Below are 16,301 nucleotides of genomic sequence, written 5' to 3' on the forward strand. Positions count from 1 at the left end.
CCTCAAGGTACTCCTGGATTCGCTTAAACTGATCAGCCTTGCTCTCACGGAGTGAAACGTCGATGCGCATATTGTGTTAGTTGAAGGGGTGTTTGATTCGAACGCGATCGCTCCCGTAGTGGGTACTCTCGAGCGTCCAGTCGCGTGAATCGATGCGTCTGAGAGTCGTGTCGTCCGAGTAGATCCATTCGGAGCCGATCGTATTGCCTGCGTCATCGCTGAACCGACGGAGTGTGAGCGGTTCACCGTTGACGAGCAACTCGTTGGAGAGCGTTCGCGGGCAGGTTTCGGCGTCGGCCTTGTGAACATCGGCCGGATATTCGACGATCCCGCGGACCTTGTCGAGATCGTTGCCGGAGCCGAAGCCGCCGAGCATCGAGGCCTGACACTGCGAGGCGATGTCTTCGTCGAGCTTCGCGAAGCGCTGGGTGACCCACGCGACACCCATCCCGTCGCCGTGCCACGTCGTCGCGAGCGTGTCGAACTCGTCGGGATAGCCGTCCCGCTGGGGAGCGAGCCGGTGAGCCTCGTCCAACCCCAGAAACGTGCGTTCCTCGAGCTGGGCGAGCGCGGCGATGGCGGTCGCGATCGCCTCGCGCCAGGCGTCGTCGGTCATGCCGTCGCGGGCGAGTTGGAGGCTGCCGTTGTCCTCGAAGATCCGTCGCCACTCGGCCCGCGAGAGCTCGTCAGTTCCCGGTCGGAGCGGGAGTCGCTGCAGGAGCCCTGACTCGACGAGGCCGGTGTACTCGTCCTTGTAGTCGACGAGTACCGTCCGGTCGTACTCCGGCGCGTTGCGTTCCGTGTACGCCTGTAGACCGTACGATTTCCCCCAGTTCGTTCGGGCACCGAACGCGAGGTTCATCGATCCTCCGAGTCGACGGCGTCGGTTACGTCGCGGATCCCCTGTTCGGCCATCTCGAGGCCACCGGCGAGGGCTTCCTCGAGGACGGCTTGCTGTCGCTCGTTGGGCCACTCGACGACGGCCTCGCGGAACGTTTCGAGGTCGTCGACATCGAAGCGGGTACGGACGTGGGCGGTCGCGAGTTCGTCAACGCCGCCCTCGACGCCTTGCTCGCGGTAGCGGTCGGCCCACGTCTCTTTGGTCGTCTGCCACTCCTCGTCGGAGAGATCGGCGTACTGAGCGGCTTCCTCGGCGTTGTCGATGTCGATCGCTTCCTCGACGTACCACGAGGGGAGCGAATCGTCAATCATCGCGAGCGCCATCGAGCGAATCTGCTCGACGCGGTCGTCGACCGACGGCAGTCCCTCGAGGGGTTCGATGTTGTCATCGTCGACGGCTTCCTGCAGATCGGCGACGGCCTCCATGATCCGCCGCTCGCGGTGAGCGACGATCGAGAGGAAGGCTTCGGCCTGCTTGCTTTGGAAGAACTTCGTCGCGAGGGCCTTCCGCGGGTCGCCGCCGGTCGCGATCTCCCGGAGGTTCATGCCTCCACCTCCGCAGTGGCTCCGCTCATGGAGTCGATCGCCCCGTCGAGCATCTCCGTGTCCTCGACGAGAACCATCACGGCGAACAGCGAGGTCATCGCTACGAGTCCCTGACCGGGCCCGAGTTCCGAGCTGCCGCTCAGGTTCTCCCGGTACCACTGGTCCATGTACTCGTCGAGGTCGAGTTCCTTCGCGAGGTCAGCGTACTCGTCGATCACCGCCGAGCGGTCGTCGACGCCCGACCCCATCCGGTCTTGGCTGATCGCCGCGCCGGCTCCGAGGGCCCGGCAGTAGACGTGACCGACCGTCTTCCGGTCGCCGGTACTGGTACTGTCGTCGGTGCCGTCCTGCTCCTCTGCCGGGTCGTCGACGTCTACCTCTTTGTCGGGGTCCTCGGCGTCGGCTTCCGCAACCTGCTCGGCTATCTCCGGATCGATGTCCGCGTAGGCGTCTTCCTCGAGGGACTCCTCGGGCTCGGGTTCGTCCTCGCGGTCGCCGTCTCGGTCGTCAGTCAACGAGACCACCCCCGGCCTCGCGGTCGATGCCGTTGCCGCTCGAGTCGTCCTCGTTGGGCGTCGGGTCGGCCGAGTCGGCGTTGATCATGTTCGACCGGCGACGACGCCACAAGAGGATCAGGAGCGCCACGGCGACGGCCGCTCCGATCAGGACGGCAGTGGTCCGGAGACTCGGTCCACCGATCGAGGCGCTGCTCGAGGCCCCTTGAGCGGCCCCTTTTTGCTGGTCGTTTCCCTGCTCGTCTGGGTCCCACGGGTCGGTGCTGTCTTCGGGTTTCACTTGCTCGTCTCCTTGGTCGTCGTTGCTCTCGTCAGTCGAGTCGCTGCTCGAGGGGCTGGGTTCGTCCCCTTCGTTGCTGCTTTCTGCCTGCTCGTCTGGCTGGTCGTTGCTGCTCTCGGTCCCTTCGGGTTGCTGGTCGTTGCTGCTCTCGACCCCCTCTCCGTCTGTGCCTTCGCTGCTGGTCGGGGCCCCTTCCCAGGCCCCTTCGTCCCTTGCTCGCTGGTGGTCGTCGCCGCTCATCGCGTTGATGTGGCTCCTGACCGCCTCCCTCGAGGCGAAAGGAGGTTGCTCGTCGTCCCATTCATCGTCGTGTTTGTCGCACCCCTCGACGGGGCAGAAGTAGCCTGTCATGAGTCGCTCTCGAAGTCTTCGAGTGCTTTCGTGTCGCTTCTCCTGGCTCCGAACTGGCCGAGTCCCTCGCGTTCGTCGACGTCGTCACCGTCACTCTGTCGGAGGTAGCCGTCTTGCTGAGTTGCGCGGAACTCCCTCGAGGGTCCGTCGGATCCTTCGTCGGGTTCGTTCACCGCGTGGTCGAACAGCGTCTCGTCGGTCTCGTCTTCGAGGTGGCGGTCATCTGCGAGCGGTTGGTCGTCAGATTCGTCGTCGGTGTCGAGTTCATCACTGATCTCCGCCGTTGGATCCCACCGAAGGGGCCGCTGCAGTCGCTCGAGTTCGGTGAACGCCTCGATTTCGTCCTGACCGTGCGCTCGACGGATGCCGTTGATGGCCTTCGCGGCGGCGATCGCGTGGTTGACCGAATCGCCGGCTTCTGCGAGGGCCGCTTCGAGCGTGTCAGTCGCGTTGTGGTAGCCTTGCCAGGCCCGCCGTATCGCACCGAGCCACTTCCCGGTGATTTCGTCGGACGGGATTTCGTCGTCGAAATCGGAGAACAGTGTCTGTACCTCGGTTTCGTCGAAGCCACATTCGTCGGTGAGGAACTCACAGGCAGCATCGTCGCCGTCCTCACAGTGGGTCGCCGCGTTGCCGCATTGATCGCCTGCAGCTCTCGTCTCGGCGAGTTGCTCTTCGACATCCGATTTGGAATCGAGGCGATCACCGCGCTCGTCTCGAGTAGCTCGCTTGGCAACCTCGCGGTGTTCGTCGACGGTGAGCGACGGATCGAGGTAGGCGAGCCAGTCGTCGACTCCTTCGTCGCGCATCACCGCCTTGACCGAGCGGGCCCACGGGACGTTCGCCCGTCCCTTCGACCAGTCGATCGACTCGATTTCGTAGTCCTCGAGCGGGAGCTGGCCTGAGCCGTTGCGGTCGGCCTGGCTATCGGACGCTTCGACTGTTGCCGTCTCGAGGACGTGGTCGGGTGCGTCCGAGGAGATCGCGACGGTCTTGAGTCGGCGATCGTCGTCGGTACAGAGTTGATCCTCGTACTCGTCGCGAAACTGGTCAGCCGCCGCTTTCGATCCGAACTCGATTCGTTCGGTCATCAGTAGGCTCCGGTGATGTAGCGGGCAAGTCGGCAGTTCTTCAGCGTCCGCGAGTGGCCGTCGTAACCGCCGGTCGGCTTGATCTGTTGGAGCGACGACCGCTTGAGGACATCCTCGAGGTCGGGCGTGACGTGCCACGACTTCTGACCGGTTGGGGTATCGACCCAGACGACCGGCCACCCGTCGTGCCAGTACCAGCCCGCGGTGTTCGGGCCCCATGTGAGTCGGACCGCTCTCGCGAAGGCGATCGCGAGGAGATTCCGGTCGTGGTAGACCTCGTCGATAGACTTCTCGTCAGTCGGTGGCGGGTTGTCTGTCCCCATGCTCAGATGGGACTCGAGAGTAGCTGATAGCGGTCGGGAATATCATAGTCTCGTACTGGTGAGACCAATATTTAAACAGGTTCAGGACCAGTTAGGAACGTAGCCATGCCGATCCACCAGTTGACACAAGTTGGTCGTACGTCGGGCGGTGTTGTGCTTCCGAAGAGCGAACTTCGAGCGCTTGGATTGGTCGATGAGAACGGGGACGTGAAAGATCAACCAATACGGGTAACGCAGACTGATACAGGGACATGGGAAGTATCTGTGATCGATCCTAACGATTATCCAAAGGCGGAGGCATAAGATATCTTAGGGGCGATCAAAGCAAAGGTCATGATAGAAACTTCACTTCTCACTCCTATTTGGAAATATATATACGTAGATCGGATTTTTGAGGCTGGAAGGAAGTTGTACAGTAGTTCTAGGGAAAAAGTTGTATGGTCGGTATGAGTCAGTGATTCCTATGGAGAGTCCACCACCGGATCGATGTGGCTATACATGGAATGGGGGCCACATCTATTATACACCACAGACTTACCAGAGTTGTTGTTACCGAGAGACATTACCAGATACAGACCGCTGTGTCTGGCATGCAGATCCAGATGACACAGAAAAGAAAACAATCGAGATGCTTAGAGAGACGCGCGAATCCTGGATAGGTTCTGTTTCTCAGTCTAATTTTAGGGAAATCCTCGATGGGGCTAATGTCTCCGATATTAACTTCGAAGAAGGATTCCCGTTTAACCGCACTGCACTCCGTCAAACGGATTTTCAGAATGCTAACCTCACAGGCGCAAACTTCCGCGAGGCGGATCTCTCAGGAGCAAATCTCCAAGGCGCTGATCTTACTGGGGCAAACTTCTATAGGGCAAATCTCACCGGAGCAAATCTCCAAGGCGCTGATCTCACAAAGGCAAATATTCAAGATGCAAATCTTACCGGGGCAAACCTTGGGCAGGCTGACCTAACCAGTTCAAACTTGATTACTTCTGAGTTAACCTCGGTCCACCTTCAGGAAGCTAATCTCACTAACGCTAATGTACAAGAATCAGATTTTTCTGGATCAGACTTACGAGATGTTAACTTAAGTCGATCTGAGGTCATTAGATCAAAATTACAACATACAGATTTGCGTGGTTCAGTATTTCAGGGAACTCTATTAGATCATACTGATTTTTCTAATGCTGATCTTAGAGGAGCAGAATTCACTGATGTAAAATCTGTTAATAGTGACTTTGAGGGAGTGATAATAAATGGAGCAGAACAATTTCGAGAGGCTGTTAATAGAACTAATGAATTAAAGAAGAGGGTAATTATCGGTGGGATTCTTGGATTGATTACATCTGTTTCTATAGCAGCCCTAGTTGCTTCAAACGCAGTTTCCAGTCCATTAACTGAAGAACAGATTGCAATAGTCATCTCTTTCATTTTCTTAGTATTTTATGGATGGTTGGGAGGGAAAATAGCCGAACTTTCCACAGCAATTGAAAGTATAAAGGAGGTCATTGGAAATGGGTCGGAGGGGTGAAGAAACAGAAGTCGTTGAAAGACGAGGTAGATCGTCAGAACAAGAATCTGCGACTCCTTCAGCGGACAGTCCGTCTAATGAAGCCCCATCTGAAAGTAGAGATCCTACTGAAGAAGTCGAGAATCCAAACTCGGTAATAGATATCCAGGAGGATGGATCAATCGGGATCGCTTTTGAGTATCGAACGGAAATCAAACTCGCGGACAAGATGGGAAAAATCGGTGGATGGCTTGTCGTATTGGGAATAATTCTCACTATATTAGCTCCTATCTTATTCCTAATGTCGATTATTCCTAACATAGGCCTAATGATCGCTCTAATCACCTTTCCATTCGGAATTGCTTGTGGATTGATAGCAGTAGCTAATAATTTTGAGTACTTCCCTGGTGCGTGATTTGATCATCAGATACAAACCATTATCTCAATGTTATGTTTACAAATTTCGAATGTGAGAGAAGAGTGTCCGCGAACCCACTCTTCGCGGACAATTTGCCCCGAGATCGAGGCCGATTTCTGTACTGATAACCCCATTCTTCATGGTTTGTTGGGCTAAAAATGAGTATCAAGGACAGCGATGAGACTGAAGCCCTACCCGCAACGCGAAGGGAAGCGCGTGTGGTTGAGTGAAGACGAACTGCAGGCTGTGATCGACGAGGCAGAGGACAACCGCCAGATGATCGCATTCCTGCTCGCCGGTCGATGCGGACTGCGTCGCTGCGAGATCGTCCAGGTAACACCCGCCGATGTGGTCGAGACGCCGACCGGGACGCACCTGCGCGTCTGGGAGGACGTTGCGAAACAGGAACACTACCGCGAGCCGCCGGTCCCCGATCAGTTGGCGACGTATATCGATGCCCACACTGACGCCGCGGGGATCGCACCGGACGCGCCGATCGTCGACGTGACTGACAAGACGGTCTACCGCTGGGTGCAGCGAGCTGCTGAACGACTCCACGCCGAGAGCGGAGATCGCGGCTGGTCGTTCCTTGACGTCCACGACCTTCGGCGGACCTGGGGGACGAACCTGCTCGAGCAGGGCGTCCTGCCATCGGTCGTGATGGATTGGGGCGGCTGGGAGGACTGGGAGACGTTCCGGCGGCACTACCTCGGAGAGTTCTCGCCGGAAGCGATTCGCCGGGAGCGTGGGAAGGTGAATTATCTCGAAGGCAGGACCTCGGGCAAGTCAGAAGCCTCGAACACGTCAGCGATGCCAGTCGGGACAAAATCAGTAGAGTAGCACCGCTGTATTTCGCTCTCTGTCATAGGCACCGGATTCAAGAAGGGTCAGTGACAGTACCGTAGATAGGAACTAGACGGTTACTCGGCTTGCTGACTTAATTCCGATGTCATTCTAAGTAGCACAGAAAATGCATCCACTTGACTGGAACCGTCAAAATGATATGCATTAAACATAGAACAACGTATAATTCGGCACAGACCCAGTGTACAACTCTGTTGCCTCAGATACTCTGCCAATGCAAATTAATAAGCTAACTATATCGGGGTACAAGTCAATCCGAGAGCCACAAACTGTAGAGTTTGGCGATCTGAACGTTTTGTTAGGAGAAAACAACGTTGGAAAGTCAAGCGTTATTGATGCTCTTGACGACTACCGTGATATATTCCCCGTTGCAAACGACACGTATTCTGGCTGGGCTCACAAGCGAAATACAGAAAAGAATCCTACCGGTGAGATCACTTTCGAGTTAGAGTTCGAATTAGATGACGAGGAACACGCAAAGTTCTGCGACCAACTTACTAATTACTCCCTTGGGGCAAACGAAGTCGGACGGTGGCGAGACAGTGGATATCTGAAGGAAATCACCCATCGGCTCGTAATCCGTTCCTCCCCTCGAGGCCATGATCATGTTACCGGCGAATCTATTATGACGACCAACTTTGGAGATGAAGAAGTCTACCTTCGCCGTGGGCCATTAGATGAGGAGGGAGCAGAATATCTAAAATTCAGAACTCTCCCCGATATTAACTATACCGACGAACGTCGGATTTGGAGGGGTTTGAAAGATATAATGCAGTCATCTATCGAGTCTTGGCAATTCATCGATGCGTTCAGAGAACCGGACGATCTTCAACAAGCGAGACGTGAACTCTCCCTCGATAAAAGTGGTGAGAATCTTACAAGGGTTCTACTTACTCTACGTGGCGAGAAAGGAGACGAGTTCCAAAGGATTTCGAACAAATATGCAGACATAATGGCGGGAGTTAAGGGAATTAGAGCATCTTTATCCGAAGATGATAAAACGACTGTTGTAGTTGATGAAGAAGAATACGAGGATATCGGTTTCGAATTGAGTGAAATCTCAGCTGGCTCAAAAGAGATTCTTACGCTTATTACTAAAATTGTTCTTGCAAACGGACACACTGACCTTTTACTCGTTGAGGAGCCCGAACTACATCTTCACCCCGCTGCCGAAAAAGAAATTCTCGACCTTATTGTCGAGGAAGTCGAAGGGGAAAATGGATTACAGGTCCTTCTGTCGACTCATTCGAGCGTTTTCATTCACCACCTTGATGTGAATAATATTTATCGCATCAACCGCCAGGGCGACACGGAAATCGAACCAACTGATTCGAAGACTATTGGAGCTGACCTTCGAGAATTGGGTTACGAATATGCCGGAATGTTACAGTCGGAAGCAGTCGTTATAGTGGAAGGGGTCACCGATAAAATCGCTCTCGAGAAAATAGGTCCAAAGTATGGAATAGATTTCGATGAATGTAATATCGGTGTCCTCGTGATGGATGGTAGTAGCCGAATGGTAGAACATTCCCGTCCTGTAGCACGGTTATTGAATATTTTCAATGTCCCCTACTTGTTCGTCTGTGACTCAGATATTGGTAGGCACTTTGCTGACGATGACGAACAGGGAATACCAGACACCCCTGGCGCTATTGAGGGGCGATTCTATCAGTGGATAAATGATGATTCTTCGGACCACTCAGAAAGTGCTGGGGCTAGCCTCGAAGATGTTCATGCTTGGGAACATATAGAGATTGAACACTATCTCCTTGCGGATCGTGTAAATATCAAACAAAAATATAATCAGGTAGATGATGGCGTCATTGATGAAATTGCTGATGATGAGGAGATAAAACCTGATAAGCGATTGGAGCGTATATGTAGAAGACATTATGATCTCCCAGAGGGTGTTGATTCTCTCGACAAACCAACTGAGATCAGTGAATTGTCTCAGAACACTGATATCGAGGAATTGCCGGCCGAATTCCATGACGTAATGCAACGAATCGCCGGACTCGTTGATGCCGAGAAGACCGTGCGGGAAAACAGACCGGATGGAGATGAATAAAATGACTACAGAACACGACGCTGACTTAGAGATGCGGTTCGACCTAAATGTTCTCAAACATTTAGGCCTCCGGATGTATACCAGCCTCCCTGCTGTAGTTTCCGAGTACGTGGCAAATGCATGGGATGCTTGGGCGACAGAGGTCGAAATAACGATTCCTCAGGAAAAAATGACCTCTGATTATGAGATCACGATCGAGGATAATGGGAGGGGGATGACAAAAGATGAGGTCAACGAAGAATTTCTTGTCGTCGGTCGGAACAGGCGTCGAGACGACGGGAAAGACTACGTCGAAAAAGATGGCTCAAAACGGAAGGTGATGGGACGAAAGGGGATTGGGAAATTGGCTGGATTCGGCATCGCCGAAATTGTTCGGATTCGAACCGTTAAGGATGGCAAATTTGTTGAGTTCGAACTTAATTATGGAGAAATGCAACGGGAAGCTGAACAAGGTGACGACACGACCACTACGTATCGACCAGAAATTCTCGGCGAAGGAGATACTAATGAGCAAAGTGGTACGACAGTTACTTTGGCGAAACTCGACCATTCACAACGCCCTCGAGAAAAATATGTTCGTCAGAGGATTTCGCGCCGCTTCAGTGTAGTTGGAGACGACTTCGAGGTTCTGGTTAACAGTGAGGAAGTCCGTGGAGACGAGCGGAACCTGAAAGGCAGGTGTGAGTTCAAGAACACCTACCAAGAGACGCCGATTGACAACGACGGTGAATACACAGTGAGTGGTTGGATCGGTACACTACCAAATCCCACTCCTAACAATGTTGAGGGCGGTGTCGCTGTAATGGCTCGAGGTAAGACGGTCCAGAAACCAATTACTTTCGGAGTTGCTGAGGGTGGGACTCGTGGACAGATGGCTCTACAGTATCTTGTAGGCGAAATTCATGCTGACTTCCTCGACGAAGATGAGGACCTAATTGCCACACATCGAAGTGAAGTACTGTGGGACAAGCAGCCTGCAACGCAACTTCGTGAATTCCTTGTGGAGGAAATCAAAGAGATTTGTTCACAGTGGCCGAAAAAACGTCGTGACGAACAGATGGAGGATATACGGGACGAGGAACCGTATGAACGATATATTGAGCCACTGGATGATCGAGAAAAGAAACTAGCAGATAAGTTCCTCGGGGAGTTGGCTGAAAAGGGAGACTACGATGATGGGACCTTGGGAGAGATGGCGTCATATGTCTCCAGCGGAGTTCAACAGAAATCCTTCCAAAAACTTCTCAAAGAAATTGAAGAATCAAATATCTCTAATACAGAGCGACTTGTCGAACTCTTCGATCAGTATGAAGTCCTTGATGCGATGAACTCTCTTCGTATTGTCCGTGGCCGGTTCTATGCAATACAGAAGTTCGAAGAACTCATTGAGGAAAGTCATTCGGATATCGACGACCTCCACGGATTTGTCAGCGATAACCCGTGGCTGATTGATCCTCGTTGGGACTATCTTGATGAAGAGGTTAAAATCCGTGAAGAGATTCAAAAGAATTTCTCCGATACTGATGATGACAGCCGAGTTGGGTTTATCAGCCTTGGCGGGACCGATACTGTCCGACTCGTAGATATCCGTGAAACAGACCATATCCTGGGGAATGACGAATTAGACGAATTCAAGGACTATGTCGACTACCTACGATCTATCCGAGATATGTCACCAATCGATGGGCGAGATGTTGAGGGATACATCATTGCAGCAGGTACACAAGATCAACGGCGTGTAAATCAGGAAGTTCGGCGTATGAAGATGGACGACATGAGAATCAGGACTTACGATGATATCAAAGATATTGCTCGTCGCTCTCACAAGGCCTTCCTCGATGTCTTTGAGCGCAAAGCAGAACGCACTGAAAGCCAGATGCTACAGACGTATTTAGACGAAACTGAGCAGGAAGACGGTGACAGCTTTGGTTATCAGGCTGCCGTAGATGACTTTTAAGCTGCTTCTGTGATCTCTTTCTTTTTCACTTGTTGAAGATCTGAGCGGGCATGTTCGGCGGCCTTCTTGATAAGCAACGGTGGTACGGCGTTACCGACGACACGTTCGGCATGTTCGTTGACGCTTGGTAGTTTGTAATCTCGTGGAAAGCCCATGAGAAGTGCGGCTTCTCGAAATGTAATTGCTCGATTCTCTGTAGGATGAGTAAAGCGACCTGAACTTACGTTCGCACAGCGAGTTGTCAGTGTTGGTGCTGGTTCATCTTTTGCCATAATACCATACGCCGATCTAGCACCACTGCTCAAATCCTGATGGCACTCTTTGATTAGGTCTTTATCGTTAGTGCCGCGAAGATCTTTCCAACTACCCCCATGTTCACGGATTGCTTCTATCATTTCGATGGTGCTGTCATGATGACGGCGAGAGCGATGTGCAGGATCGTCGGGATACCCGTCAATTCCAGTCTGTTTCTGGCCAAGATCTAAGTCTGTTTTTAGATCTTCCCGGAAGATTCGATCCTGTACTTCAACCCAAGGCTCCCGGTCACTATCTTCTTCGGGATCTCGTGCATGTGTCGGAGCCGGAATTGTTACCTCCTCATCTTCTGCACCGTAGATGAAAATCCCGATCGTCCGCCGTCGTCGCTGAGGAACACCGTAATCTGCTGCGTTGACGACCTTGAACGTATATCCATATCCGCCTTCTTGGGGTGAGTCGGATGGTCGGGTAATATTCTTCATCTGTCGGATGAACCAGTCTACGTAGGTCGAAGGGACTTCCTCGCCAGCATTGAGAATATTGCTGACGTTCTCGAAAAGAACCACGTCAGGAACCTCTTCACGAATGAAATCAACAAATGCACGAAGTAATCCGTCTTTCGGCTTTCCATCTGGCCATGGTTCCGTATCACGGAGACTACTGAAATTCTGGCAGGGTGGACAACCACAAATGACATCTACTTCTCCTTCTTCCAGTTCGAAGTTCTCACGGATATCCTCGAACGTGATCTCGGGGAGATTTTCCCCTTTACCGCTATCATCGTAACCCTGACTTAGATCCGCTCGAAGGGGCTTATCGAATGTTACCGATCCAGGGAACTCGTTAGTCAGATCTCCTTCACACAGATTTTTTCGATACGTGTCCAGTGCCTCCTGGTATGCGTCGACGGCACCGACTACATCATATCCTGCTCTGATCAATCCCGTAGAGGCACCGCCTGCACCACAAAATAAATCGATCACTTTCAGATTTTCCATATTGGACCTTCTATCTAATGCCTATATTCCCACTACTAAAAGTCCGACGTCTCGTTTATCTCGACTGAAGGGGAAAGAGAACACCTAGAGATATATCTTAGATAATCACCATGTGGATTTTGGCAAGCTAGTTGCACCAGGTGATGGTTCCGGCCGATTCTCAACATCAAGCTCGCCATCGAGGTACCCCTGTCCTTCACAGGTGATCTCGTACATGTTGCTATCCTCGAAGATCGGAGCAACTAGTCCGACCTGAGAAAGCATCAGACATCGCTCTTCAACCCGCCCACGTGATGCAGTGAGTTTGACGGCCTGAGACATATGTCGCGGTGTCGACCACGAATCTTCCGAGAGATGCTCAAGGATCCGTTCATCAAGCGTACACATCCAGCAAGCGGGCTTTCGGCTCATTAGGGTTGGGTAGTACCACTGGCGCTCGGTCCATCTCTCGAGTCGCCACCATTGAGGTAGGTCTCGTTTTCGGCGTCATATTCTTCATCGAGATAGGCTTTCCCAATGTCAGAGATATCGTAGACACCGTTCCCAATCGGGATCAAGAGTCGGTGATCCGCTAGTTTCTGGCATCTTCGAGAAACTGATGACTGACTAATTCGAACTCCATCACGTTCCGTTAATTTACCTACTGGTGTTGGTCCTTCATCACGGATGATTTCGAGAATCCGGTCATCCCAGATCGTCATCCAAGTACCCGACTGCCTCATTAAATCCTAATACAGGGTGGGGGAACCTATTTCCCAGTATTTACCCGTGTGTTTATCTTGAACCCCCTTCCGAGTCTGCGATGCATTTATGCATATTGGATACAAAGGTGGGGCTGCGGAGTTACCAAATTGGCTGAAGATGACTCTTGTTGGTATGTGAGGGCGGGCGGCGTTGGAGCGCCGCCCGGAAGGTAACTTCGGTGATTCGAAATGAATCTCGGAACTTCCGTGGGGCATGCACCCCACGCACGGCAAGAAGCATCGCCAGCCAAAAGGTCTAACGCTCGCTGCGCCTGCGGCGCTCGAGCGGAGTGTTACGACGCTCGATTCGACGAACCAGCCTGCCGATTGTGCGCGACGATCCACGCTGACGGCGGTCCCACTGCGGGCTCGCCAGAGGAACAACGTCAAGCCAACACGCTCGAGACGATTGCGAGCGAGTTGCGGTACCAGAACGCTGTTCTCACCGAAATTATCGCCACCCTCGACACGATCCACGGCGAGGGAATACGCTCGGGAACGGCGATCCATACCGCAATCACGGACCATGAAGTGACCCGCCGTGAACAGAAGGGGATCTGAGATGGTCGACGATGCGCTCGTCGGCGCAGTCGAGTCGATCCCCGACGCTGACCCGGACAGCATCGCGCAGTACGATGACGACTGTGGTCACTTCGTGATCCACAGCGATGCCGACGACCAAGATGTGGACGAGATCGACGAGGCGCTCAAGGAGGTCGGATATGAGCGCGACGGACACATTCCCGCTCCCGGGATGGTTCAGCAGAACTTCCGTCCGCTCGAGGACGGGGAAGGGGATGACGAATGAGCGGGAACAGCCTCTACTCCTGCGATACGCCCGACTGCGACGGGTGGAAAGAGGTAATCACGCCCGACGGCTACGTCTGCGAGGACTGCGCAGCCGAACTCGAGCAGCAGTACGAAGCCGAACCGGAAATTGCCACCGACGGCAGTGTACAGGGAGGATCGGCATGACAGTCGCACCCGAGACGGTCACCTGCAGAACCTGCGGTGAACCCGCGCGACGGGTCGCTTGGGGATCAGCGGAGACGCCCTGCTACCGCTGTACCGAGTGCCACGCTGGCGGCCACATCGCCCATACCGGGGACGGTAGAGAACTCCGGCGAGGCGGTGTCTTCCGCCGGCTCAGCAACTACGCCACACGGAGGGTCAGCGCATGAGTGACGACCTCGAGCCGATCGGCCCTCGTGAGGCTGTCGACCTCTACGTTTCCCACCGCGAACTCGAGGTGAGCGCGAAGACCCTGCAGAACCACAAGTACCGGCTCAACGCCTTCGTCGAGTGGTGTGACGAGGTCGGGATCGACAACCTCAACGATCTCACCGGTCGGGATCTCCACCGGTACCGAGTGTGGCGACAGCAAGACGTGAACGTCGTCACCCTCCGCGGTCAGCTCGCAACGCTGCGCGTCTTCCTCGAGTTCTGCGCGTCGATCGACGCCGTGGAACCTGGAATGCGCGAGCGGGTGAAACTCCCGGACGTCGACCGCGGTGACGAAGCTCGCGACGAAATGGTCGACACCGAGCGGGCCAGGAAGATCATCGGCTACCTCGAGCGGTACAAGCGCGCGAGCCGCGAGCACGTCATCATGGCCGTCCTCTGGCACACGGGGATCCGCCTCGGGAGTCTTCGAGCGGTCGACCTCGAGGACTACGAGCCCGAGGACCAGTGCTTCTGGCTCCGTCACCGGCCGGATACCGACACACCGCTCAAGAATCAGGAGCCGGCCGAGCGGGCGATCGCGCTCGACGACTACTACTGCGATGTCCTCGATGAGTACATCCGATTCCATCGGAACGATGTCACCGACGAGTACGGCCGTGAGCCGCTTGTGACGAGTACGCAAGGGCGGCTGAGCTCCGGACAGATACGCTCGGAGGTGTACCGGCTCACGCAGCCCTGCATGATCGAGGACTGTCCGCACGACCGCGAGCCGATAAGCTGTGGGGCAACGGAGTATGGCCACTACTCCCAGTGCCCGAGCAGTCTCTCGCCGCACACGATCCGGCGCGGGGCGATCACGCACCAACTCCGTGAGGACATTCCCGAGAAAATCGTTAGCGATCGCTGTGATGTTTCCTCGGAAGTCCTCGAGCGCCACTACGACCGGCGTACAGACCGCGAGAAGATGGAACAGCGACGCGACTTCATCGAAGATCTATAGACAGGAACATGACCCACGAACAAGCGGCTGAAAGCATCGACTCACGGATAGTCTTCAGAACACCCTCAAGCGCACGTATTCGCGGTGTAGAAGGCCTGAAACGGCAAAACAGAGATGGACTCGCCGGGATTTGAACCCGGGGCCTCTCCCATGCCAAGGGAGTGATCTACCCCTGATCTACGAGCCCTCGTACGCATCCCACAGTTCCCGTCGGGAATAGATAAACCCCTCGAATTCCTCGAGTCCCCGTCACGGTCCCACATTCACACGGTCACGTCCCGGCGCCCGATAGAGCATTGGGGGCCCTGTGGCTGCCGACTCACACCCGATGAAGCGCATCGACCCCGATACCCCACAGTAGCGACACACTACAGCCGCTCGCCGGGGGACCCCGAGTGGAAATCCGAGCGGCTTTGCGAACGCTTTTTCCGGATACCCCGACGAAATCCGACGATGGCCGGGGATCAGGAGCGAGCACACAGCCGAGACGACGTGCGCGACACCTACGACCGGATCGCGACACACTTCGCGTCCACGCGGGAGTACGCGTGGCCCGAGGTCGAATCCTTCGTCGCGAGCGCGGCCGACCACGGAGCCGGCGGCGTCGGGCTCGATCTCGGCTGTGGCAACTGCCGGCACGCCGAACTCCTCGCCGCCGACTGCGAGTCCGTCGTCGGCCTCGACGTCAGCCGCGGGCTACTCGAGACGGGGCGAGACCGCGCTCTCGAGCGCGAGTTCGACGTCGAACTGGTACAGGGCGACGCGGCGAGCCTTCCGGTGGCCGACGACGCGATCGACATCGCGGTCTACGTCGCGACGCTGCACCACCTGCCGACGCGAGCGGCCCGCCGGGCCAGTCTGGACGAACTCGCGCGGGTGCTCTCGCCCGACGGCCGCGCGCTGGTCAGCGCGTGGTCGACCGCCCACGACCGGTTCGACGAGACCGAGGGCTTCGACACGACGGTCGAGTGGACCCTCCCCGGCGGCGAACCGGTCGACCGCTTCTACCACATCTACGCGCCCGACGAATTCGAGGCCGATCTCGAAAACAGTGACCTCGAGCTCCGCGAGTGGGAACTCTCGAGCGGTAACTGTTACGCGACGGTGGCGGGACACGGCCGATCGCGGAGTCGGTAGCCCATCGGATCGCGATCGGGACGAGTTCCGCGCGCGGTGTCGAGAACTCGCTCGAGGGACCCTCCGCTATACCGTTTCGATACCAGTGCCGTCGGAACCCACGAAGTGTGTAGATTTCCCGTGGTAGCCAGACCCAATCACCACCGGAAACCGTTTTTCG

General features: G+C 54.9%; 18 protein-coding genes and 1 tRNA gene. 10 read left to right on the top strand and 9 right to left on the bottom strand.

The genetic code is table 11. The features are described 5' to 3' along the window. Positions 1-76 precede the first annotated feature (76 nt). The 6 genes from ACT4ML_RS07245 to ACT4ML_RS07270 are packed head-to-tail and all read right to left on the bottom strand — an operon-like array spanning position 77 to position 4,006. A complete protein-coding gene (locus ACT4ML_RS07245) occupies positions 77-862 on the bottom strand; it encodes an ATP-binding protein (protein WP_444720254.1) in 786 nt (261 codons plus the stop codon). Beyond that, a complete protein-coding gene (locus tag ACT4ML_RS07250) occupies positions 859-1,446 on the bottom strand; it encodes a hypothetical protein (RefSeq protein WP_006109960.1) in 588 nt (195 codons plus the stop codon). The genes ACT4ML_RS07245 and ACT4ML_RS07250 overlap by 4 nt, the downstream gene beginning before the upstream one ends. Continuing rightward, complete coding sequence (locus tag ACT4ML_RS07255; protein WP_444720255.1) at positions 1,443-1,970, bottom strand: hypothetical protein; 528 nt, start codon at positions 1,968-1,970, stop codon at positions 1,443-1,445. Before ACT4ML_RS07255 ends, ACT4ML_RS07250 begins: the two co-directional genes overlap by 4 nt. Beyond that, positions 1,954-2,592: a hypothetical protein gene (locus ACT4ML_RS07260; RefSeq protein WP_444720256.1), complete on the bottom strand. Its 639-nt coding sequence runs from the start codon at positions 2,590-2,592 to the stop codon at positions 1,954-1,956. Before ACT4ML_RS07260 ends, ACT4ML_RS07255 begins: the two co-directional genes overlap by 17 nt. Further along, positions 2,589-3,683, bottom strand: a complete 1,095-nt coding sequence (locus tag ACT4ML_RS07265) for a hypothetical protein (protein ID WP_444720257.1) — start codon at positions 3,681-3,683, stop codon at positions 2,589-2,591. Before ACT4ML_RS07265 ends, ACT4ML_RS07260 begins: the two co-directional genes overlap by 4 nt. Further along, positions 3,683-4,006 carry a hypothetical protein gene (locus ACT4ML_RS07270; RefSeq protein WP_444720258.1) on the bottom strand — a complete coding sequence of 108 codons (324 nt, stop codon included), beginning with the start codon at positions 4,004-4,006 and terminating at the stop codon, positions 3,683-3,685. The genes ACT4ML_RS07265 and ACT4ML_RS07270 overlap by 1 nt, the downstream gene beginning before the upstream one ends. A gap of 463 nt (positions 4,007-4,469) precedes the next feature. On the opposite strand from ACT4ML_RS07270, the gene ACT4ML_RS07275 reads away from it, so the two are divergent. From ACT4ML_RS07275 to ACT4ML_RS07295, 5 genes are all read left to right on the top strand, one after another. Then, positions 4,470-5,534, top strand: a complete 1,065-nt coding sequence (locus ACT4ML_RS07275; RefSeq protein ID WP_444720259.1) for a pentapeptide repeat-containing protein — start codon at positions 4,470-4,472, stop codon at positions 5,532-5,534. Then, the gene (locus tag ACT4ML_RS07280; RefSeq protein WP_444720260.1) at positions 5,518-5,928 is read left to right on the top strand and encodes a hypothetical protein; all 411 of its coding nucleotides are present in this window, start codon (positions 5,518-5,520) and stop codon (positions 5,926-5,928) included. The genes ACT4ML_RS07275 and ACT4ML_RS07280 overlap by 17 nt, the downstream gene beginning before the upstream one ends. A gap of 180 nt (positions 5,929-6,108) precedes the next feature. Further along, positions 6,109-6,771 carry a tyrosine-type recombinase/integrase gene (locus ACT4ML_RS07285; RefSeq protein ID WP_444720261.1) on the top strand — a complete coding sequence of 221 codons (663 nt, stop codon included), beginning with the start codon at positions 6,109-6,111 and terminating at the stop codon, positions 6,769-6,771. 238 nt (positions 6,772-7,009) lie between these two features. Beyond that, positions 7,010-8,863 (top strand): ATP-dependent nuclease, encoded by a 1,854-nt coding sequence (locus tag ACT4ML_RS07290; protein WP_444720262.1) that lies wholly within the window; start codon positions 7,010-7,012, stop codon positions 8,861-8,863. Between the two features lies 1 nt (position 8,864). Next, on the top strand, positions 8,865-10,820 hold the full coding sequence (locus tag ACT4ML_RS07295) for an ATP-binding protein (protein WP_444720263.1): 1,956 nt from the start codon (positions 8,865-8,867) through the stop codon (positions 10,818-10,820). Here ACT4ML_RS07295 and ACT4ML_RS07300 read toward each other — a convergent pair. Further along, a complete protein-coding gene (locus ACT4ML_RS07300; protein WP_444720264.1) occupies positions 10,817-12,076 on the bottom strand; it encodes a DNA cytosine methyltransferase in 1,260 nt (419 codons plus the stop codon). The two genes, ACT4ML_RS07295 and ACT4ML_RS07300, sit on opposite strands and share 4 nt — an antisense overlap. Before the next feature lie 410 nt (positions 12,077-12,486). Beyond that, the gene (locus ACT4ML_RS07305; RefSeq protein WP_444720265.1) at positions 12,487-12,798 is read right to left on the bottom strand and encodes a PhiH1 repressor; all 312 of its coding nucleotides are present in this window, start codon (positions 12,796-12,798) and stop codon (positions 12,487-12,489) included. 348 nt (positions 12,799-13,146) lie between these two features. On the opposite strand from ACT4ML_RS07305, the gene ACT4ML_RS07310 reads away from it, so the two are divergent. From ACT4ML_RS07310 to ACT4ML_RS07325, 4 genes are all read left to right on the top strand, one after another. Continuing rightward, entirely contained in the window at positions 13,147-13,380 is a 234-nt protein-coding gene (locus ACT4ML_RS07310; RefSeq protein ID WP_444720266.1) for a hypothetical protein, read from the top strand. A gap of 1 nt (position 13,381) precedes the next feature. Next, on the top strand, positions 13,382-13,627 hold the full coding sequence (locus ACT4ML_RS07315) for a hypothetical protein (protein ID WP_444720267.1): 246 nt from the start codon (positions 13,382-13,384) through the stop codon (positions 13,625-13,627). Then, positions 13,624-13,794, top strand: coding sequence for a hypothetical protein (locus tag ACT4ML_RS07320; RefSeq protein WP_444720268.1), 171 nt, complete (start codon positions 13,624-13,626; stop codon positions 13,792-13,794). Before ACT4ML_RS07315 ends, ACT4ML_RS07320 begins: the two co-directional genes overlap by 4 nt. Before the next feature lie 202 nt (positions 13,795-13,996). After that, positions 13,997-15,004 carry a tyrosine-type recombinase/integrase gene (locus ACT4ML_RS07325; protein ID WP_444720269.1) on the top strand — a complete coding sequence of 336 codons (1,008 nt, stop codon included), beginning with the start codon at positions 13,997-13,999 and terminating at the stop codon, positions 15,002-15,004. Positions 15,005-15,119: 115 nt separating this feature from the next. On the opposite strand, the gene ACT4ML_RS07330 is transcribed toward ACT4ML_RS07325, so the two are convergent. Next, positions 15,120-15,191 (bottom strand) — tRNA-Ala (locus ACT4ML_RS07330). A 266-nt stretch (positions 15,192-15,457) separates the two neighbouring features. Between ACT4ML_RS07330 and ACT4ML_RS07335 the strand changes: the two genes are divergently transcribed. Next, positions 15,458-16,141: a class I SAM-dependent methyltransferase gene (locus ACT4ML_RS07335; protein ID WP_444720270.1), complete on the top strand. Its 684-nt coding sequence runs from the start codon at positions 15,458-15,460 to the stop codon at positions 16,139-16,141. The last annotated feature ends 160 nt before the right edge of the window (positions 16,142-16,301 follow it).

The sequence above is a fragment of the Natrinema sp. LN54 genome (genome assembly GCF_052439245.1).
GTDB lineage: Archaea > Halobacteriota > Halobacteria > Halobacteriales > Natrialbaceae > Natrinema > Natrinema versiforme_A.